20 protein-coding genes are annotated in these 20,606 nt (G+C 51.5%); all 20 read left to right on the top strand.

Annotation, left to right across the window (positions count from 1 at the left end; all coding sequences use genetic code 11):
• Positions 1–122: 122 nt before the first annotated feature.
• The 20 genes from O3276_RS08915 to O3276_RS08825 all read left to right on the top strand — a co-directional run bounded on the left by O3276_RS08915 (position 123) and on the right by O3276_RS08825 (position 20,600).
• Positions 123–1,373 carry a valine--pyruvate transaminase gene (locus tag O3276_RS08915; RefSeq protein WP_269675325.1) on the top strand — a complete coding sequence of 417 codons (1,251 nt, stop codon included), beginning with the start codon at positions 123–125 and terminating at the stop codon, positions 1,371–1,373.
• 4 nt (positions 1,374–1,377) lie between these two features.
• Complete coding sequence (locus O3276_RS08910) at positions 1,378–2,121, top strand: 5-oxoprolinase subunit PxpA (protein WP_269675324.1); 744 nt, start codon at positions 1,378–1,380, stop codon at positions 2,119–2,121.
• A complete protein-coding gene (gene pxpB / locus O3276_RS08905; RefSeq protein ID WP_269675323.1) occupies positions 2,118–2,846 on the top strand; it encodes a 5-oxoprolinase subunit PxpB in 729 nt (242 codons plus the stop codon). The genes O3276_RS08910 and pxpB overlap by 4 nt, the downstream gene beginning before the upstream one ends.
• Positions 2,813–3,757 (top strand): 5-oxoprolinase subunit C family protein, encoded by a 945-nt coding sequence (locus O3276_RS08900; protein ID WP_269675322.1) that lies wholly within the window; start codon positions 2,813–2,815, stop codon positions 3,755–3,757. The genes pxpB and O3276_RS08900 overlap by 34 nt, the downstream gene beginning before the upstream one ends.
• Before the next feature lie 80 nt (positions 3,758–3,837).
• A complete protein-coding gene (locus tag O3276_RS08895; protein WP_269675321.1) occupies positions 3,838–4,608 on the top strand; it encodes a PepSY domain-containing protein in 771 nt (256 codons plus the stop codon).
• A 29-nt stretch (positions 4,609–4,637) separates the two neighbouring features.
• The gene (locus O3276_RS08890; protein WP_269675320.1) at positions 4,638–6,443 is read left to right on the top strand and encodes an RING finger protein; all 1,806 of its coding nucleotides are present in this window, start codon (positions 4,638–4,640) and stop codon (positions 6,441–6,443) included.
• A 312-nt stretch (positions 6,444–6,755) separates the two neighbouring features.
• Entirely contained in the window at positions 6,756–7,196 is a 441-nt protein-coding gene (locus O3276_RS25715) for a Rossmann-fold NAD(P)-binding domain-containing protein (RefSeq protein ID WP_442876577.1), read from the top strand.
• Positions 7,197–7,198: 2 nt separating this feature from the next.
• Positions 7,199–7,774 carry a Rossmann-fold NAD(P)-binding domain-containing protein gene (locus O3276_RS25710; RefSeq protein WP_442876576.1) on the top strand — a complete coding sequence of 192 codons (576 nt, stop codon included), beginning with the start codon at positions 7,199–7,201 and terminating at the stop codon, positions 7,772–7,774.
• Between the two features lie 391 nt (positions 7,775–8,165).
• The gene (locus O3276_RS08880) at positions 8,166–9,569 is read left to right on the top strand and encodes a V-type ATP synthase subunit B (protein WP_269675319.1); all 1,404 of its coding nucleotides are present in this window, start codon (positions 8,166–8,168) and stop codon (positions 9,567–9,569) included.
• 5 nt (positions 9,570–9,574) lie between these two features.
• Entirely contained in the window at positions 9,575–10,201 is a 627-nt protein-coding gene (locus O3276_RS08875) for a V-type ATP synthase subunit D (protein ID WP_269675318.1), read from the top strand.
• A 34-nt stretch (positions 10,202–10,235) separates the two neighbouring features.
• Positions 10,236–12,083: a V-type ATP synthase subunit I gene (locus tag O3276_RS08870; RefSeq protein ID WP_269675317.1), complete on the top strand. Its 1,848-nt coding sequence runs from the start codon at positions 10,236–10,238 to the stop codon at positions 12,081–12,083.
• Positions 12,084–12,085: 2 nt separating this feature from the next.
• A complete protein-coding gene (locus O3276_RS08865) occupies positions 12,086–12,535 on the top strand; it encodes an ATP synthase subunit C (protein ID WP_209200523.1) in 450 nt (149 codons plus the stop codon).
• A gap of 123 nt (positions 12,536–12,658) precedes the next feature.
• Positions 12,659–13,351 carry a hypothetical protein gene (locus O3276_RS08860; RefSeq protein WP_269675316.1) on the top strand — a complete coding sequence of 231 codons (693 nt, stop codon included), beginning with the start codon at positions 12,659–12,661 and terminating at the stop codon, positions 13,349–13,351.
• 237 nt (positions 13,352–13,588) lie between these two features.
• Positions 13,589–14,278, top strand: a complete 690-nt coding sequence (locus tag O3276_RS08855; RefSeq protein ID WP_269675315.1) for a hypothetical protein — start codon at positions 13,589–13,591, stop codon at positions 14,276–14,278.
• 18 nt (positions 14,279–14,296) lie between these two features.
• Complete coding sequence (locus O3276_RS08850; RefSeq protein ID WP_269675314.1) at positions 14,297–16,156, top strand: V-type ATP synthase subunit A; 1,860 nt, start codon at positions 14,297–14,299, stop codon at positions 16,154–16,156.
• 168 nt (positions 16,157–16,324) lie between these two features.
• Complete coding sequence (locus O3276_RS08845) at positions 16,325–17,053, top strand: hypothetical protein (RefSeq protein ID WP_269675313.1); 729 nt, start codon at positions 16,325–16,327, stop codon at positions 17,051–17,053.
• Positions 17,014–17,859, top strand: coding sequence for a Fic family protein (locus tag O3276_RS08840; RefSeq protein ID WP_269675312.1), 846 nt, complete (start codon positions 17,014–17,016; stop codon positions 17,857–17,859). Before O3276_RS08845 ends, O3276_RS08840 begins: the two co-directional genes overlap by 40 nt.
• A 190-nt stretch (positions 17,860–18,049) precedes the next feature.
• Positions 18,050–18,859, top strand: coding sequence for a transporter substrate-binding domain-containing protein (locus tag O3276_RS08835; RefSeq protein WP_269675311.1), 810 nt, complete (start codon positions 18,050–18,052; stop codon positions 18,857–18,859).
• Positions 18,860–18,865: 6 nt separating this feature from the next.
• Complete coding sequence (locus tag O3276_RS08830; RefSeq protein ID WP_269675310.1) at positions 18,866–19,855, top strand: amino acid ABC transporter permease; 990 nt, start codon at positions 18,866–18,868, stop codon at positions 19,853–19,855.
• Complete coding sequence (locus tag O3276_RS08825) at positions 19,839–20,600, top strand: amino acid ABC transporter ATP-binding protein (RefSeq protein ID WP_269675309.1); 762 nt, start codon at positions 19,839–19,841, stop codon at positions 20,598–20,600. Before O3276_RS08830 ends, O3276_RS08825 begins: the two co-directional genes overlap by 17 nt.
• Positions 20,601–20,606: the final 6 nt, after the last annotated feature.

The following is a 20,606-nucleotide window of genomic DNA, read 5'->3' as shown; positions in this document are numbered from 1 at the left end:
CTTTTCAGGTAATAAGTCTGGCTCTATATCCGGTCAGCCATCCTGGATGGTGGACAGCTTCTGTTCATCATTATATAACAGCACCTTTACTATCCTATGACCAGAATAAATAAGGGGTAAGCATGAAGCTTTCTGCCTTTGGCGAAAAATTCACCAGCCATTCCGGCATCCTTTCATTGATGGATGATCTGGGTAATGCCCTTGCTGATGGTAAAGATATGATTATGATGGGCGGCGGTAATCCGGCCCATATCCCCGAAGTGGAAGCCGTATTCAGGCAGCGACTGCGGCAAATTACCGAGAGTCAGGCGGAGTTTACCCGGTTGGTGGGTACCTATGATCCTCCCCAGGGAGAAAAAGACTTCGTCCGTGAGATGGCGGCTTTTCTTAACCGTCAGTTTGGCTGGCAGCTGACGGCAAACAATATTGCCTTGTCTAATGGCAGCCAGGCCGCTTTTTTTATGCTGTTCAATATGTTTGCCGGACGTTATGGGGATGGCGGGCACAAGCGCATTCAGTTACCGCTGGCACCGGAATACATCGGTTATGCCGATGCCGGGTTGAGTGATGATTTTTTTGCGGCCAATAAGCCTGAAATTGAGCATCTGGATCAGCATACCTTCAAATACCGGGTGGATTTTCAGGAGCTGGTGATTGATGACAGTATTGGTGCCATTTGTGTGTCACGCCCTACCAATCCAACCGGCAATGTACTGACAGATAGTGAAATTGAGCGGCTCGACAGTCTGGCCCTGCAACATGATATTCCCATGATCATTGATGGTGCCTACGGCACGCCGTTTCCAAAGTTGATCTTTACCGAAGCGACTCCTCGCTGGAACGAACACTCCATTCTTTGCCTGAGCCTGTCCAAACTGGGGCTCCCGGCGGTCAGAACCGGTATTGTGGTGGCCAATGAGCAGGTTATTAGAGCGCTGTCGGGTATTAATGCCATTATGAATCTGGCACCAAACAGTACGGGTAGCCTGTTGGCACTGGATATGATCCGGGATGACAGCATTAACGCTCTTTGTGAGAATGTGATTCGACCTTACTATCAGGAGAAGGCTCAGTTTGCCGTGAACTGCCTCAAAGAGAAACTGGGTGATATTCCCTGGCATGTTCATAAACCGGAAGGGGCAATGTTCCTCTGGTTATGGTTTGAAGGCTTGCCTGTCTCCAGCCTGGAACTGTATGAACGACTGAAGGCAAGAAATGTGCTGGTGGTTTCCGGGCATTACTTCTTTCCGGGTATAGACGACGACTGGCCTCATAAGCATGAATGCCTCAGGCTGACGTATACCCGTGATCATCAGGACGTTGAGCAGGGGCTGACTATTCTGGCGGAAGAAGTACACAAACTTTACAGGTAAATCCGTGCAGCTGAATTGTGATATGGGGGAGAGTTTTGGCCCCTGGCAAATGGGCAATGACCAGGCAGTGATGCCATGGATTGATATGGCCAATATTGCCTGTGGCTTTCACGCTTCTGACCCCGATACCATGAGTGACACCGTGCAACAGGCGGTAGAGTGCGGTGTCACGGTTGGTGCTCACCCCGGATATCATGACAAGGCCGGGTTTGGACGTCGCCCCATTCCTCACAGTCCTGAAAGTATCACCGCCCTTGTGGCTTACCAGGTTGGCGCACTGGATGCTATCTGTCAGCAGCATGGCACCCGGGTAAAGTACATTAAACCCCATGGTGCCCTTTACCATGGGATGATGAATAACCCGGATGTGTTTGCAGCCATTGTGATTGCCGCGGCAAACATGGAGATCAAACCAGCGCTTATGATTCAGGCACTGAGCAATAATGCGTTGCAAGAAAAGACAGCTGACAGGTATTCAATACCACTGATTTATGAAGCCTATGCCGACAGAGCTTATGACGATCATGGCCTGCTGGTGTCAAGAACCTTGCCAGGGGCTGTTCACCGGGATTCAGCCACGATTCTTCAGCAGGTGAGAGGCCTGCTCTCGGGGGAAGTGAGCACCATCAGCGGAAAGCGGCTGAAGATGAACGCCGATAGTCTGTGTGTTCATGGTGATAATCCTGACGCCATAGCCCTGATCCAGCAGATTCATCAGATTGTAAAGTCGGCAGATGCTGCGCCATGATGGATATCCAGCCTGTGTCAGAAACAGCGTTGATCATCCGGCTGGGTGATCATATTGATACTCAGCTGGCGGTAAAAACAGGCACTCTGGCTGACCAGATCAGAAATAGCTGTTCGTTTGAGCTTATTGAAGTTATCCCTTCTTATACGACCATCTATATTCAGTACCACCCGCTGAAAACGGATTTTTTCGCGTTAAAAAGTCGGCTGCAGGGGCTGGTTGATACTTTTTTTCTGTCTGATGATAAAGATGACCGAGCCTGGAAGGCCAACAAGATAATCACCTTGCCCGTGTATTACAGCCTGGAGACGGGGCCGGATTTACCGGAGGTTGCACAGTTTCATAACCGCACAGTGGCAGATGTTATCCAGATTCACAGTCAGTCGACTTATGTCGTTTGTGCTATCGGCTTCAGCCCAGGTTTTGCTTTCCTGGGGTCGGTTGACTCCGCTATTGCCACGCCAAGAAAGTCCGAGCCCCGAAAAATGCTGCCAGCAGGCAGTGTCGGGATTGCTGACCAGCAAACCGCCGTCTACCCATCCGACTCCCCCGGTGGTTGGCAGATAATTGGGAATTGTCCGGTTTCTCTGATTGATTTTGACAAAACACCCATGTCACCTTTCTCTGTGGGTTTGTCTGTGCAGTTCCAGCCTATATCACGGGATGAGTTTTTTGCGCTTGGAGGTACTTTGTGGTCGCACTGGAAGTCCTGGACCCGGGAATGATGACGCAGCTTCAGGATACTGGTCGAACGGGAGTGGGGTACCAGGGCCTGGCCCAGGGTGGCCCCATGGATTTGCATGCTTATTGCTGGGCAAATCATCTTCTGGGAAACCCTATGATCTGTTCCCAGTTGGAGATAACCGGTGGGCAGGCAAGGTTTATAGCGCATCAAGCCATCACGCTGGCGTTAACCGGGGCTGATCTGGGAGCCAGAGTCAATGGTCAGCCTGTGGAAGGGTGGCGAACCCTGCATCTGAATAAAGGCGATACGTTATCATTTCAGTTTCCCAAAAAAGGGCTGAGAGCCTATCTGGCCATTCCCGGCGGCTTTGCTGCACCCGCCGTCTTTGGTAGTGTGGCGACCGTGGTCAGGGATGGTATTGGTGGGTTAGGGGCCGCAAAAGAAGCCAGTGGTTGTCTGATAAGGCAGGGGGATTATCTCAAGACCGTTTCCAAAGAGGTAGTTAAACCCGGCATAAACCGCATTGTGCCAGCCCGGTATATCCCGGAATATGTCGGGCCGCTGAGCCTTAATCTGATGGAGTCGTATCAGGCCCGGGCTTTTTCTGCACAGAGCCGGAAAAGTCTCTATCAGACCCAATTCACGCTTTCTCCCAATAGCGACCGTATGGGGTATCGATTGGCAGGGGGTAAAATCACGCCCCCTTTCAGCGGGGTGATTTCTGAAGGCATTGCCCTGGGGGCTGTTCAGATACCTGAAAATGGTCAGCCAATTATTCTGATGCGCGACCACCAGACACTGGGGGGCTACCCCAAGTTCGGCTGTGTTGCCCAGTTGGATTTGAACAGGCTGGCACAGGCAATGCCCGGAACCCCGATACGTTTTCAGCCGATATCTTTTCAGGCAGCAGGACAAAAATTAAAAAGCTTCTACTCCTTCTTTAATCTGTAACCTACCGTTTTCCCATCAGGTATTGCTGCTTGCGTTATGGCAAAACAATTCTAAAGTTGTCTGAAAAGAGGTGAGACTCGATGAATGTGTTCAGTTTCCCTGTGCAGATGATTTCAGGCGTATTGGCGGGCGCAGCTTTGTCGGTATCTGCGGTTTTTGCTGCGGGCAGTACTGTGCCTGCGACACCTGCGTACCTTGAGCAGCCTGGCAAGCTGAGATCCATGTTGCCCCTTGACCAGCTGATAGCCAGAACCCGGCATACCTTCGGGAATAAGGCTTCTGACGTGGTTGTATACTCAGCCCGGTTGCAGGAAGAAGAGCATCAGAAGGTGTTTGTTATCGACTTTATTGATGCCAATAACCAGTTGGAGCGCGTTGTTTATGGTGCTTTCAGTGGCAAGCAGATAGATCATGCCCCTATGCAGGTACCCATGCCAATGGAAGAGATCTTGTCAAAGGTGGAAAGTAAGTACCCCGGAGCCAATAGAATTCGAACCTGGCTGGAGAGGCAGGGTGGCAATATGGTCTATGTTATAGAGTTGGCTGACAAACAGTTTAAGGTGAAGCGTCGCCAGTTAACGATGGATGCTTATACCGGCAGGGTGATCACAGACGTAACGTATGACCTGAAACCGGATGGCAAGCAGATATCCCTTGAGCAGATTATCAAAAATGCACGGAAAAAATACCGTGGGATGGTTGTGCTGAGAACCCGAAGCAGTGTCAAAAACAATATGAATGTCAGGGAAATCATTTTTCTGGATGACAATCATATAAGACATAAGATGGTGGTAAATGCCGTTGACGGTGAAGTGATCGAGGACCGAATTACGCCATTGGGGTGGATCTGACCTAATAACATTTTTTGAGGAGAGTCTTTGTGGATCCAGGCCGTGCCCTGTTACCAAATACTCCGGCCCAGGGCTCTGGTGTCGGCAGTCAGGCCAGAGAGTTACAACCGTTAACGGAGGAGATTATTGATCGCCGGTTTTGTCGGTTTTGTACAGAGTACATCGAGCGTCCTCCCTTTATGGCTTCCCGTTGTTGCGGACACAACTACCACTATGGCTGTACTGTTGTGATGACCAGAGAGATCACTCCGTGTTCAACCTGCAATATAATAATGCCCATTGAATTTTTCAGGGATGTTGATTTTGGCGAAGAAGTAAAGAAGTACGATTGGGGTTTTTTTGAACCAGTACTGGCCCGGGGTGGCCGTGAACCGAATCGGGCCTCCGATAGTGGACCTGTCAGTGAACAGGCTGGATCAATTGCCGCCGTTTCAGGCTTGTCCGGGCTATCAGTGACCGACAATCAGCCTGTTGTTGGGGCGGAGGGTGGCGGTGAAAGTGCACATTCTCAAATAGACCGTTCCCCGTTGGGCCCTCCTTCATCAGAGGCTCCTTATCCTCTCCTGCCGACAGCTGCCCGGCAAAGCATCGTTCGTCCCTCACAGGAGATCGACGTGGTTCGTATGACCATGGGATTTGAGCGGCTACTGGCTCAAATATTTACTCCAGAAGAGGTGCTCACTCTGGCAAGCGAAACTGGCAGTGATTATAAGTTTCTGAGGGAGATAATGGCTCACGGGGTGGTACCGAAATGGCAGAAAATATGCCAGAAAGAAGGCTATCTTTGCGGCAGGCAGATGGATATTGACAAGCCCGAAGGTGCCCATGTGTTCTTTACCGCTATGCAGCAACAACTCGATCAGCTGGAGCCGGATCACCCGTTTTTTGTTGCCTTCGCCTGCCTGCGCCAGAATCCGGTAACGGGTTACCCGGAACTGGTTTCGCCAGTGGTGCGAATCTTTCGTCATCAGCCTGAACCGACTGAATCGTCAAAACCTGGCCTGATATTTCTATTTAGTTTCGAAGAGCAGTTATCGAGCCGTGTCCTTGGGCGCCTGGGTTTCGGGAGTTTTGCCAGTGGTACCCAGTTGGTGAAATACCTCCAGTTCCTGATGCTGATCAATGGTGCAACCCAGGCTATCTTTGTTCGTCCGACTCTGAAAGGGGAGTCTGATGCCGAAGGTCTGGATAGCATCGATGTCAAGGCGTTTGTTCAGCACTACCCTCCGAGGGATTTCGGCGAAGGGATACCGTCAAAAAATGACCGGGGGATTCTTCTTGCTGCCGCCAGGAGTCTTGGTTTGCAGCGTATCCGTAAAGAGGATGCTGAAAAGGTTGTCCTGCTGAGTAACATGATTGAGGGCGGTCTGCGGAATTCTCAACTGACCGTCAAACATCTGATTGCCCGAATGTCCGAGCTTGGTTATTGCCAGAAGCAAGAGAAAATTCTCTTTTTGAGGGCCAGAGTCGGTCAGATGCCCGGCCTGCCCATCAGCGAGGATGAGTTAAGGGTACAAATGATCAGCTTGCAACGTCAGGTAGTTAATGCCCTGACGGAGATGTATGCAGTACGGGCTACTAACCAAACGGACTATATTCTGATGGATTTCGAGTCAGGTTTATCGGTTGATCCGCAAAAGATTCTGATGCTGGTCTGTGATACCGACAGACTCTACCTGGTGAATATGAAAGACAGGTCGGTTTCCACCCAGTGCTCGCCCAGCATTGCTGATATTTGTGACTTTTGTAAGGTGTTTATGAGCGGCTACCAAATCTATAAGGCCCATATTACCTCTTTTGTGCCAACTCAAACCCGGGAAAATCCCTCTGAATAGCCTCCGGGAGGCAGGCATTTGTCAGGGTAGCTGTTTTTATAGGTAAAGTTGCAGTAAATAAAAAGCCGAATAATTGGGATAAAGTCTGGAAACGTATTTTTACGTAATGCCTTCCGTATCGTCCGGCGCTAGTCTATGCCCAAATGAAGTTCGATTTGGAGCTGGACAGCAATAACCGGTCTATGGATGATGTGAATCCCTGAATCCTGACCGCAAGCAGTAATGGAATCGTTACTGTCTACGTAAGGACCGCTGGCCTGACACGAAAAGTGTAAGAAAGAATAAGAAATGACCTGACACGGGAAACTGTATATGACTGTTGATATCGAGAAGAATTTGCAGGACCGTCATTTTCTCAAGCTACTGGACTTCTCCCCAATGGAGATCAGCCACTTGCTGGAGCGTGCAGCACAGCTGAAAGCGGCAAAGCGATCCGGTACTGAGGAGCAGCATTTAACCGGGCGAAATATTGCCCTGATTTTTGCAAAGGCCTCGACCCGAACCCGATGTGCCTTTGAAGTGGCCTGCTTTGATCAGGGAGCCAATGTCACCTATATCGGTGGTGGCTCGCAGATGGGGGCCAAAGAGACGGTGAAAGATACTGCCCGGGTACTGGGGCGTATGTACGACGGCATTGAATTTCGTGGACACCTGCAGCAGCACGTGGAAGATCTGGCGGCTTATTCAGGGGTGCCGGTATGGAACGGCCTGACCGATGACTGGCATCCAACCCAGGTGCTGGCGGATTTCTGACCATGCAGGAACACGGCAATGGTCGTTCACTGGGTGAGCTGAAACTCTGCTATCTCGGTGATGGGCGCAACAACGTGGCCAATTCGCTGATGGTGGGTTCTGCGAAAATGGGGGTAGATTTCAGAATTGCGGCCCCGGCAGAATTCTTCCCTGCCCCTGAGCTTATCGAGCAATGTCGGGAAATTGCCCGGGAAACCGGGGCTAAGATCACCATCAGTGAGTCGGTGGATGAAGCGGTGGCGGGTTGTGATTTTCTGTACACCGACGTCTGGGTTTCCATGGGTGAACCGATGGAAGCCTGGGATGAAAGGGTCAAGCTGATGAAACCCTATCAGGTGAATCAGACAGTGCTGAAAAAAACAGGCAATGCCAATGTCCGTTTCCTGCACTGCCTGCCAGCCTTTCACAACGATGACACGGTGGTTGGCAAAGAAGTCGCTGACAAATTTGGTATGAATGGCCTGGAAGTGACTGAGGACGTGTTCGAGTCTGACGCCTCCATTGTCTTTGATCAGGCAGAAAACCGGATGCATACCATCAAGGCTGTGATGGTGGAAACATTGGGTAACAGTCGTTAGCCTCCCGGAGAAAATCGCACAAAGCAATAAGTCTGACCTGCTGCTCAGGTAGAACTCTGCGAAACCCGTGGAATTGTCTACTCTATTAGATGTTTAATCTGGCGTTTTCCATTCGCTGCCCGAAATGGTTCCTCAGTGCTTTCCCGATGCCCGATGCCCGATGAAAGTACTGAGGTGGCTGTGTTAATGAGACATAAAAGTTGTTTTACAGGAGGCTTGGATAGAGCCAGCAGTACAGATCAGTGTTTGGGCTTATTAGCCTAAACATACGACAATTTGCTTATGTTGTGTGCAATGAGGCGTATCGCACTTACTCAGCGTTACCTGCATAACTGATGATCTCCTGGCCCGTGTCCATTCTCTTTTTTCCCAGCAGTATAGAGGAGCAGTAATGCCCCAGAGCCTATTGCGATACACCAATATTCTCAGCATCGTTGGTGACCTCATTCGCGTCCACGTTCCTAACCTGGCTGAGGGTAATGCCCAGGCCAACTATGGTGACCTGGCGTTGATTGAGCAGGATGGACAGACTTACTCCATGGCGCAGATCATCAAGATTGACCATGAAGAGGTTTCTCTCCAGGTTTTTACCGGCACCAAGGGCCTCTCCACCGGTGCGTCGGTCTGTTTCCTGGGCCAGCCCATGAAGACCACCTACTCCCCCAATATTCTTGGGCGAATCTTCAACGGTGCCGGTGAGCCCATTGATGGCGGCCCTGCCCTGGAACAGGATCCCAGGGTGGAGATCGACGGACCTTCGGTAAACCCGGTTCGTCGTGTACTGGCTTCGCGCATGGTGCGGACCAATGTGCCAATGATCGATGTCTTCAACACTCTGGTTGAGTCCCAGAAAATTCCTATCTTCTCTGTCGCCGGTGAACCCTACAACCGCTTCCTGGCCCGTATCGCCATTCAGGCAGAGGCGGATGTTGTGGTGTTTGGCGGCATGGGTCTGATCTTCGATGATTACCACTTCTTCCGTACTACCTTTGAAGAAGCCGGTGTCTCTGCCCGTACCGTTATGTTCACCAACCTGGCGTCTGACCCGACGGTTGAACGTCTGCTGACGCCGGATATGGCGCTGGCGGTGGCGGAACACTTCGCCGTCGAAGAGTCCAAAAAGGTGCTGGTTCTGCTCACCGACATGACCTCTTACGCCGACGCCATGAAAGAGATCGGTGTGGCCATGGACAAGATCCCTGCCAACCGTGGTTATATGGGGGATCTGTACTCTCAGCTGGCGCGTCGTTACGAAAAAGCCTGTGACTACAAAGGGGCCGGTTCTGTCACCATTCTGGCGGTGACCACCATGCCGGGCAATGACGTGACCCACCCGGTTCCGGATAACACCGGTTATATCACCGAAGGTCAGTTCTACCTGCACGAAGGGCACCTGGATCCATTTGGTTCCCTGTCCCGTTTGAAGCAGATGGTTCAGGGTAAAGAAACCCGCGAAGACCATCCCGCCATCATGAACACCATGATCCGCTTCTACTCGGACTCGGTGAATGCCGCCCAGAAACAGGCCATGGCCTTTGAACTGTCCAGCTATGACTTGAAAACCATCAAGTTCGGCAAGCTGTTCAAAAGACGCTTTATGTCTCTGGACGCTGCCATGTCACTGGAAGAGGCGCTGGATAAGTGCTGGGAGACCATGGCTGAATGCTTTGGACCGGAAGAGACCCTGATGAAACAGAGTCTGCTGGAAAAATACTGGCCCAACCCGGAGCAGCTGTCTTCAGAGAGTGATTCACACAGAGCTGAGGAAGCTTCTGAAGCTGTAGCTGAGGCGTAATTATCATGGCCAAGGTAGCTCTCAACAAAAGCTCATTAAACAAAGAGAAGCGCAGTTTAAAGACGTACAACCGTTATCTGCCGGCGCTTGAACTCAAGCGTCAGCAGCTGATGATGGAACGTAAAAAGGCCGAAGAGGCGCTGGCACAGACACGGGAACATCTGGCGGAGGTGGAGCAGCTGGTCAGACAGCAGCTGCCGATGCTGGCCAGACAGGATGTTCCGGTGGATAACCTGGTGAAGGTAACGGATGTGCGCCTGACCCAGGAAAATATCGTCGGCACATCGGTTCCTCTGGTCGAGCACATTGAAATTGCGCTGACACCCTACAGTGATCTGGCCAAACCCCACTGGGTTGATTACCTGGTTGAGCTTCTGCAGCAGATGATTCGCCTGAGAATAGAACTTCAGGTTCGTCAGCTGCGCTACAAGGAGCTGGACAAGGCGACACGTACCACCTCCCAGCGGGTTAACCTGTTCTCCAAGGTGCTGATTCCCCAGACCAGAAAGAACATCCAGAAAATCCAGATCTATATGTCTGACCAGGACCGGGCCAGCGTCATGAACGCCAAGCTCTCCAAGGGCAAGGTTCTGGCCCAGGAAGCCAAAGGAGGTCATTCGCAGGTGGGCTGATATCCGGGTGGTATAACCTGCGAAAGCATTGATTATGGCTATTAAACGACTGAAAAAGATCACCCTTTACGGGCCCAGCCAGGAGAAGAGCGGCATCCTGAAAGAGCTGCAATCCCTGGGCTGTCTGCATCTGATTCCATTAACCGATAAACCGGTTGAGGTTCAGGTGCAGCCGGCGGAAGCCAGTGAAGCGAAAGCGTGGCTGGAGCGCAGCCCGAAGCAGAGACGGCAGGTTCGCAATGTTCGTGAACACAAGGATGCTGCCCGGGTAGACGACATTGTTCATAAGATTCTGGACAACAAGTCCAAATTCCGTGAGCAGTCCGATATTCGCGACAAGCTGCAGGAACGGATTCGGGAAGTGCGCCCCTGGGGTGAGTTTGCTTTTCCTGCCCTGTCTGACCTGAATGGTCAACGGCTCTGGTTCTATGTTCTGCCCAATGGTGAACTGCCAGCGCTGAGGGATTCCCTTAAGCAGTGCGAGCTGCCCTGGGAACTGATTCATCAGAGCCAGAAAGACAGTTACGTTATCGTGGTTTCTGACAACGAGCCCGAAGACTTTCTGCTGCCTGTGCATCGTTCTCATGTGGGTAAGATTCCACTTTCCCGCCTGGAAGAGATGCTGGATGAAGCAGAGGATGCCATCGAGGATCTGCTGGCTGAGCGGGAAGCGCTGACCCGCTGGCACTACCTTCTGGATCAGGTGCTTGCCGCCCGTCTGGACAGCGCGGATCTGCAGCAGGCCACCAGTGGCACTATGGATGAAGACAGCTTCTTCCTGGTGCAGGGCTGGGTACCGGTGGCTGAGCAGGCCAATGTTGAAGCCTTCACGGCTGCCCACGGTGTTGCGGCAATATTCGAGGACCCGACGGCAGACGACAATCCTCCGACGTTACTGGACAAACCGGCAGGAACCGGTGGTGGTGCGGATGCCCTTGGCTTCTTCCAGACCCCCAACTACCGCGCCTGGGATCCGGGTAATGTGGTGTTTTACTCATTCTCGCTGTTCTTTGCGATGATCATGAGCGATGCCATGTACTGTCTGATTTTCGGACTGATCATTTTCCTGCTCAGGGGCAAGCTCCGGCAGAGTGAAACCGGTCGTCGTCTGATGAATCTGGCGTATTTTATGTCCGGTGTGGGTATTGTCTGGGGTGTCTTTATCGGCAGTTACTTCGGTGCAGCACCCGACGGTGGCAGTTTATTTGGCCGCCTGGCCTTTATCGACCTGAACGATTACAACGCCATGATGAAATTGTCGGTGGTGATCGGTGTTGCACACCTGATCGTTGCCAATGTCATGACGGCGATTGTCAATCGTGGCTCAAGTTATGCCCTGGCACCACTGGGCTGGGCGGGGTTGATGGGCGGTGGTCTGACACTGTGGCTGGGGATGACCGGTACGCTGCCAGCGGCGTTTCAATCCACCATTGGCCCGGGGCTGATGATTGCCGGTGCCCTGCTGGTATTCCTGTTCTCCAGCAGCCGTGCAGTGACATCCTTCAAGGACCTTATTCTGAGAATGCTGGATGGCCTGAAAGCCGTCTACAACATTACCAGTGCTTTTGGTGATGTACTCAGTTACATGCGCCTGTTTGCCCTCGGCCTGTCCGGTGCATCCCTGGCCATGACGTTTAACTCTCTGGCCATGGACGTTCTTAATTCCAGCCCCGTCACCGGTGTGCTGTTTGCGGGAATCATTCTGCTGCTGGGTCATCTGCTGAATTTTGCCCTGTGCATTATGAGCGGTGTGGTTCACGGCATGCGTCTTAACGTCATTGAATTTGTCAACTGGGGACTGTCTGACGAAGGCTACCCATTTAAAGTCTTTAACCAAAGAACGACCTTTAACCAGCAAACAACTTTTAGTAAAGAGGATTAACAATGGATGCACTGATTATCGCACTGGGTTGGGTAGGTGTTTTCGCACCGGTTGCTCTGGGTGCAGTGGGTTCTGCAATTGGCTGTTCTGTCGCCGGACAGTCTGCCTGTGGTGCGATGCTGGATGTAGAGAGCGGCTACGGTAAGTTCGTCGGTCTTTCAGCCATGCCATCTTCCCAGGTTATCTACGGCATTGTCATCATGTTTACCCTGAGTGGCATCGGCGTCACTCTGGCCAGCGCCCCTGGTCTGTTTGGTATTGGTCTGCTGACCGGTGTTGCCCTGATGTACTCTGCCGTCTACCAGGGACAGGCGGTTGCAGCGGCCATCAATGCTTCCAAGAACAAGCCGGAAGTGTTTGGTCTTTCGATTGCACCTGCGGCGATCGTAGAAGGCTTTGCGGTATTTGCTTTCGTATTCGCACTGGTTATGGGTCAGGGCATCGCCGCCTGATGATGGGGTGAATGTTGGAACCACAAAGTCACTAAGACACAAAGACAAAAAGTATTTCTCTGTGCCTTTGTGTCTTTGTGGTTCAAAAAAATACTGGCCCATAAGCAAATACAGGATTAGATAATGAGTACTGCAACTCCTGAAAAACAAACCGGGAAAACCGTTTCCGTCGGTGTTCAGGAACTGATCGAAAAGCTGCGTAACCAGGGCGTCGACAGTGGTCGCCAGGAAGCGGGCAAGATTATTTCTGACGCTGAAGCCAAAGCCGCCGAGCTGATCGCGGATGCCGAAAAACGTGCCAGTGCCATTGTTGGCAAGGCCCGTGAGGAAGCGGATTTTATTACCAGGGCAGGCAAAGAAGCGCTGCAGCTGGCTGAGCGAAATGCCATCCTTGAGCTGAAAGACTATCTGCTGGAAAAATTCTCTGATCAGATCCGTGCGGTGGTCAGCCACTCCATGGAAGGCGACAAGCTGCTGGAAGGGATGATTCTGGAAGTGGCTGGCCAGAACAATCTGCGCGGCGAAAACAACATCGAAGTGATCCTGCCCAGAAAAGTCATTGGTGTGGATGAATTGCGAGACAAACCTGAGCTGCTCAAGGCCGGTGGTTTGCTGGAGTTCGCCATGAAGCGGGCCAGTGAGATGCTTCAGGATGGCGTCACGTTCACCGTTGGTGGTGCTGGTCAGAGTGGCATTGCCTTTCGTCTGAAGGACAAGGATATCCAGGTAGAGCTGACCGATGAAGCCGTTGCTGCGGTTCTGCTGAAGCACCTGCAGCCACGTTTCCGTGCCCTGCTTGAAGGCATTATTAAATAATTGCCGGTGTCAGTTCGTGATGGCAGAGCAATGTCTGCCTCACGCTCATGTTAAGGAGCAGTTCCTGAATAAGTTTCGTGATTGTGAGTCCTCGAACCCTGATCTTCCTGAGTCTGTTGAAGGGCATAAACACCAGGCCCATGAGATAGATCGTGCCAGGCACCCTTCGACCGCGCTCAGGGTGAACGGGCAGAGGCTCCTTCACCCTGTTTCTGGGCTACTTCCGAGGAGAATACAATGGCTGAAAATGCCTACTATACCCTGCTGACATCGCTGCCGCATATTGACTCACTGTTTAACAGCAAGATTACGCCTATCTCCCGCATTCAGCTGGACCGTCGTCTGGCCATGCTGTCCACGGCAGATCGTGAAACCCTGGTTAAGGTGGAACAGCTGGTGCACTGGAGCCATCTGGGCGAAGAGATCAAGGAAGCGTATTTGATCAATCTGGCAGAGCGCCTGTTGCAGGAGCTGGACAGTCCTGATCTGAAAGCGCTGGTGAACTGGCGTCTGGATATGCGAACCATCGCTGCTGCCTTGCGACGAAAGGCCAATGGTATCCAGGCACCGACGTTGGCGAAATGGAGTTACGGTAGCCGCTACGCCTACATCCGCCACAACTGGAATCATCCGACCCTCGGTTTGCAGCATGCATTCCCCTGGATTCCGGTGGCGGTTGAATGCCTGAGTAAAAAAGACTACCTGACGCTGGAAAAAACAGTGATGGAGGCGGTGTGGAACAAGCTGAACGAGCTTGGTGCCAGACACCGTTTCGACTTTGAAGCCGTGGTGATCTATCTGCTGCGCTGGAACCTGGTGGCACGCTGGACCTCCTACAATGGTGAACAGGCAGTGGTTCGGTTTAATGAGCTGACCCAGCAGGCATTAGGGGAATTTGCCCACCAATTGCCGGGTTCCCCGGATTAAACGACAACGGTTATACACATGACTGAACAGACAAAAACAGAGCTGATGCAACAGACCTCTGCCCGGGTGGTAGCGGTGATGGGTGATATCATCACCATCGAAAGCATCAGTGGCAAAGATGGTGCGAAAAAGCCGCTGGTTAAGAACGAGGTGGTCTACGTACTGCCAAGCCGTCGCGCCAATGAAGCGGTGGAAGAGCAGCTGATGGCCGAGATTCTCCGTGTTCGTGGCAACACGGCGGATATTCAGGTGTTTGAGGAAACCCGTGGTGTTGCTGTCGGTGACCTGATTATTCAGACCGGGCACATGCTGTCAGTGGATCTGGGGCCTGGTATTCTCAGCATGATCTACGATGGTCTGCAGAACCCGCTGGAGCGACTGGCGAATCTGCATGGTCGCTTTCTGCAGCGGGGTGTTCAGGTTGAGTCCCTGGATCGTACCCATAACTGGGCATTCACTGCCGTAGCTAAAATCGGCGATAAACTCCGTGCCGGTGAAACCTTTGGTACCGTGCCGGAAGGTCGCTTTACCCACAAGATCATGATTCCGTTTGATACCGTGGGTGAAGTGGAAGTGGTCTGGATTCAGGAAGGTAACTTCTCTGTTGACACCGTCGTGGCTCGGGTGAAAAACCACAAGGGGGAAGAAATTCCTCTGACCATGTACCAGCGCTGGCCAGTGCGTAAGTCAATCGCTGAAACGCTGACTGCAAAAGGCAAGACCGAGCGTCTTTACCCTGACCAGCCGCTGATCACCACCACTCGCATCGTTGATACCTTCTTCCCGATTGCCCGTGGTGGTACCGGTTGTATCCCCGGACCTTTCGGTTCCGGCAAGACAGTATTGCAGCACGGTTTCTCCCGTTACTGCGATGCGGATATCGTTATTGTTACTGCCTGCGGTGAGCGTGCCGGTGAGGTGGTTGAAACCATCGAAGAGTTCCCGCACTTGCAGGATCCAAAGACCGGTGGTGCCCTGATCGACCGCACGGTCATTATCTGTAATACGTCGTCCATGCCGGTGGCTGCCCGTGAAGCCTCAATCTATACCGGTCTGACACTGGGTGAGTACTATCGCCAGATGGGTTACAACGTACTGGCCCTGGCAGACTCTACTTCCCGCTGGGCCCAGGCGATGCGTGAAACCTCTAACCGTCTGGAAGAAATTCCCGGTGAAGAAGGCTTCCCGGCCTATATGGACTCTGCCATCAAGGGGGTGTACGAGCGTTGTGGTGTGGTTCGCAACGAAGACGGCGACGAAGGTTCCCTGACCATGATTGGCTCTGTATCACCTGCCGGTGGTAACTTTGAAGAGCCTGTTACCCAGGCCACCCTGAGTACCGTAAAGGCGTTTCTTGGTCTGTCCTATGATCGTGCTTACAAGCGTTTCTACCCGGCGATCGATCCTCTGATCTCCTGGTCCCGTTATCTGGATCAGCTGGAAGACTGGTACTCAAAAAACCTGTCGCCAGAGTGGGTCAGCAACGTGCGGGAGATGCAGGAACTGCTGGTACGCGGTGACAGCATCAACCAGATGATGCAGGTCACCGGTGAAGAGGGTATTACCCTGGAAGACTACGTGACTTTCCAGAAGTCTTACATGCTGGACATGGTCTATCTGCAGCAGGACGCTTTTGACGATGTGGACGCTTCCTGTCCAATCCATCGTCAGCAGGAAAACTTTGATCTGGTGGTGAGCCTGATTCGTCAGCAGTACAACTTCAGTGATAAAGAAGAGGTGCGTGATTACTTTATCAAGCTGACCGGCCTGTTCAAGAACATGCACTATGCACATCACGGATCACCTGAATACAACAACTATATGCACCGTATTCAGGAGCTTCGCAGCCAGCACGCCATGGGGGCTTTAGCTGCCTGATGGCTGTTGTGTAACACGTCCTGTCCAAGTCTGCCGGCGATGCCGGCAGTGCTTTTTTAAGTTAATTTCTCCGATACGCTTTCGTCCATTATCCCCAGAATATCTTTGGTTTAGTTTGAACTTTTCGGGTTTTTAACTATCAACACTGGAAAGAGCTGCTGGTGTTGTATGGATAACGATAAAATTTCAGGCTTGCCTGTTGTTCAAACTTACCACTCTTATCAACAGGAACGTGCGGGCGGCAGGATGGGTTCTTACCATGTTGCCCCCTGTGAACATGATGACCTGTCAGGCGCTGGTTCTGGCTCAAATTTGCAGGAAGATGGCAGGATGCGACGCTTGGCTGAGAGGTTTGCGGCTAGCGCTACTGTTACTCAACCAGTCTCTGCTCAAAAGATAGAAGTGAAAACCAGTGTTCAGTGTGCTTTGCAGGCATTCCTGAAACATGACATTGAGTTTTGCAGGCAATTTGTGCGGCCAGCAAATCCTGACTGTGACAAAAGTTTTACCCCTCGATTTATGAGATTTTTTCCTGTTGTGTCAGGGATTTTGATCGATGCTCTTGTGGCAAAAGGAGAATCTGCCACAGACCGCGATTATGAGCTGGCAGGTGATGCCTTGAAAGACAGTGAGGTGAAGACTGTTTTTTTCCAGCTGATAAGAGCCACTTTTTCCCGGCTGGACAGTTCCAGGAAAACGACAGCGGATCATCTTCTTAAGGCTTATAAAAAATATCCGGATGGATGTTATGACGCAATAGTAGATGGAATCATCAGCCATAGAAAATCCCTTCCGGAATTACAGGTTGCAATGGACAGAATTGGCTTACCCGTGGATTTCCCGCCTGCTATTTTCCAATGCTGTTTGGCTCGAAAGAAGACTATTATCTGGGGGTAGATGCCCAAAATTATGATGCCAATACGGTTCATAATCTTTGCCAGGCCTTTACCGGTTTGTTGGAGCAGTCCCGTCGTGGCGATCTTGAACCGGTGAATCTGTTGATATTGAATCAGATTCATCAAAGCCTGACGAAAGATGTCAAGTCCTGGTACGGTGAACCCATATCTCCAACTTATGACTTTGCTGTATCACATGTATTTGATATTCCGAAAGAAAAATTCACGCCGTCGGGTTACCAGGAAATGATGTTGTTCGTGCAGAGCTGCGATCAAAAATACCGGGGTATGGATAAACGCTCTCCTGACAATCACGCAATTTTTCATATTTGTGGCTACCATGCGCCAAATCATGAGAAACCGGGCAAAGTTACGGTCAGAGCCTATTGTGATGAGCCTGACAAAGGTAATATTCGCAAGAAAAATGTATTGATAAACGTCTTGGTTGACCATAGAAAGGCGCTGCATAGAACCCCGACTCCGGAAGACGTTCGCTTATCCACTGCCAGGCTGGCAAAGCGATTAATGTTTTTGCACTATTTTCTTGACGGAAATGGCAGAACCATTATTTACCTGATCAATCGCGAGCTGCTCAGAAATGGTCAGCCTCCGTCTATTATTCTGGATGTTGACGCCATTGCTGCGAAGTCATCTGCCGAGTTCTCCGAAATGATAAAGGAAGGGCAGGATCTTTTTATCGGTATACAGCGCAATCAGCAGCCAGCCTTATCTAATCCACCCTCTCTCTGCTTTCATGATCAGGCAAAAAGGAGGCTGCATGGGTATTTGCAGCAGGACTGGCGATAGGAGGCTGCGGATGTCGACAGGTTGGGTCGGTATTATTGGTAAAAAACGACAGTATATGTACAATGCAGAATGTTCTCCTCGTATAACCAGATAACTACGAGGTTAAAGCGGTCAGGGATTCGCCGTACATAATGATAAAAAAGTTCTGGCACCAGTGGTACAGGATATCTGGTTGCGGACAGGAGTTATAATGAAAAAAATTACCACCATGCTGGCATTTCTGCTGGCATTCAGTTCATCACTTTTTGCCTCTTATAACCAGATATGGGAAGAGTCCACGCTGAACAAGATCGTGGAGCGCAAGGTGCTTCGTGTTGGTCTGGATGCAGGCTATATGCCATTTGAAATGACCAACAAGCAGGGTAAGATCGTTGGTTTTGATGTGGACGTTGCCCGCCAGATGGCCAAGTCCATGGGTGTAGAGCTGGAAATTGTCAATACTGCATGGGATGGCATTATTCCGGCGCTGGTGACGGACAAGTTTGACATTATCATGTCCGGTATGACCCTGACCTCCCAGCGTAACCTGCAGATTAACTTTGCCAACCCCTATATTGTCATTGGCCAGAGTGTCTTGCTGCGTAATGGCCTGAAAGATGAAATCAAGTCTTACAAAGATCTGAATAATCCCAAATATACGGTGGTTTCCAAGCTGGGCACCACCGGCGATCTGGCCGCCAGGCGCTACCTGAGCAAGGCCAGGCTGAGATTGTTCGAAACCGAATCTGAAGGTGCCATTGAAGTGGTGAATGGCAAGGCAGACGCGTTTATTTATGACCTGCCGTTTAATGCAGTCTACTCCAGCCAGAATCCGGGCAAACTGGTTCACCTGGACACGCCTTTCACCTATGAGCCGCTGGCCTGGGGCGTTCGCAAGGGGGACCCGGACTTTGTTAATTGGTTGAATAACTTCCTGACCCAGATTCAGGGCGACGGTACTTACGATAAAATTTATGCCAAGTGGTTCGAAAGTTCCGCATGGCAAAAGACCCTGAAGTAACGGCTGATGCTGCAGGGTAAACCCGTGAAAGGCCAGCCTCTGCAAATGGAAAAGCCGCCAAACCAGGTTCTGTGGAATCTGGTTTTTGCGGCAATATTGCTGCTGTTGGGTCTGGGTATCTACAAGTCCAGTCAGGCGATTGACTATATCTGGCGCTGGGATCGAGTCCCCCAGTACATTGTTTATCAGGCCCGCGATGAACTTCGTGCGGAGTTTGATGGCACCATAGAAAGCAATGAAACAGGAGAGCTAATCCTCATCAATGATGTTGACGACAGTGAGCGTATGACTGTTGTCGGTTATCAGGAAATGGCTGTCAGTGACGGAGATCTGATCTTTGCCGGTGACCTGTTGGCGGTCAACTATCACTGGCAGCCTGGGCCGATGGCCAATGGACTCTGGATGACCATCAAGCTCTCCCTGGTGTCTATTGTTTTTGCCATTGTTCTTGGGGCTCTGGCTGGTCTGGCACGCATATCACCCAATCCGGCACTGCGTCACCTTGCGACTGTTTATGTGGAGCTGGTGCGGGGAACGCCCCTGCTGGTGCAAATCTTCATTGTCTACTTCTTTATTGGCACTGTTATGGATCTGGAGCGATTCACCGCGGGTGTGGTGGCGCTGTCAGTATTCACCGGAGCCTATGTGGCAGAAATCATCCGGGCCGGTATCGAATCTATCAGCCGGGGACAGATGGAGGCCGGACGAAGTCTGGGGATGAGCCGTGGCATGACCATGCGCTATATCATTCTACCGCAGGCGTTCAAGAGGGTGTTGCCACCACTGGCTGGCCAGTTTATCAACTTGATCAAGGACTCTTCGCTGGTTTCCGTTATCTCGCTGACAGACCTTACCAAGGCTGGACGGGAAGTGGTCAGTGTGACATTCAGTCCGTTTGAAGTGTGGTTCAGTGTTGCCTTGATGTACCTGGTTCTGACCGCCACGCTTTCCTGGCTGGTCCGTCGTTTGGAGGTGAGATATGCCGTCAGAGACTGAAGGTTCTTTGTCCTCAGCGGTCATTATCCGGGCTACCGGGGTTGAGAAGATCTATCCCAACGGGGTACATGCCCTGAAGAATATTCATCAGAATATTCAAGAGGGTGAGGTCGTTGTGGTCATTGGCCCAAGCGGCTCCGGTAAGTCGACATTTCTGCGAACCCTGAATCAGCTGGAAACCATTAATGCGGGTGACATTGTTATTGATGGCATATCCCTGACCACGCCCGGGGATGTGAATAAGCTCCGGGAAGAAGTGGGAATGGTTTTCCAGTCGTTTAATCTGTTCCCCCACCTGTCGGTATTGGACAATATCTGTCTGGCACCCATGAAGGTTCGTGGCATCAGCCGCACTGAAGCAGAGGAACGGGCAAAAGCCCTTCTGCGGAAAGTAGGGCTGTCGGATAAGGCCGCCAGTTTTCCTCCGCAACTGTCGGGTGGACAGCAACAGCGGGTTGCCATCGCCAGGGCACTGGCCATGCAGCCACGGATTATGCTGTTTGATGAACCCACCAGTGCCCTTGACCCGGAAATGGTTGGCGAAGTGCTGGATGTCATGAAACAGCTGGCAGGAGAGGGGATGACCATGGTGGTGGTTACCCATGAAATGGGGTTTGCCCGGGAGGTGGCTGACCGGGTCCTGTTTATGGACGGCGGTGAGTTACTGGTGGATAGTGAGCCGGAGGCTTTTTTTCAGGCACCGGAAAATGAACGTTTGCGGGTTTTTTTAAGTCAGGTAATTTGACGAAAT

This window comes from Endozoicomonas sp. GU-1, assembly GCF_027366395.1.
Taxonomy (GTDB): domain Bacteria; phylum Pseudomonadota; class Gammaproteobacteria; order Pseudomonadales; family Endozoicomonadaceae; genus Endozoicomonas.
Note: the sequence above shows the minus strand (reverse complement) of the source record. Positions and strands in the feature narration are given on the sequence as shown.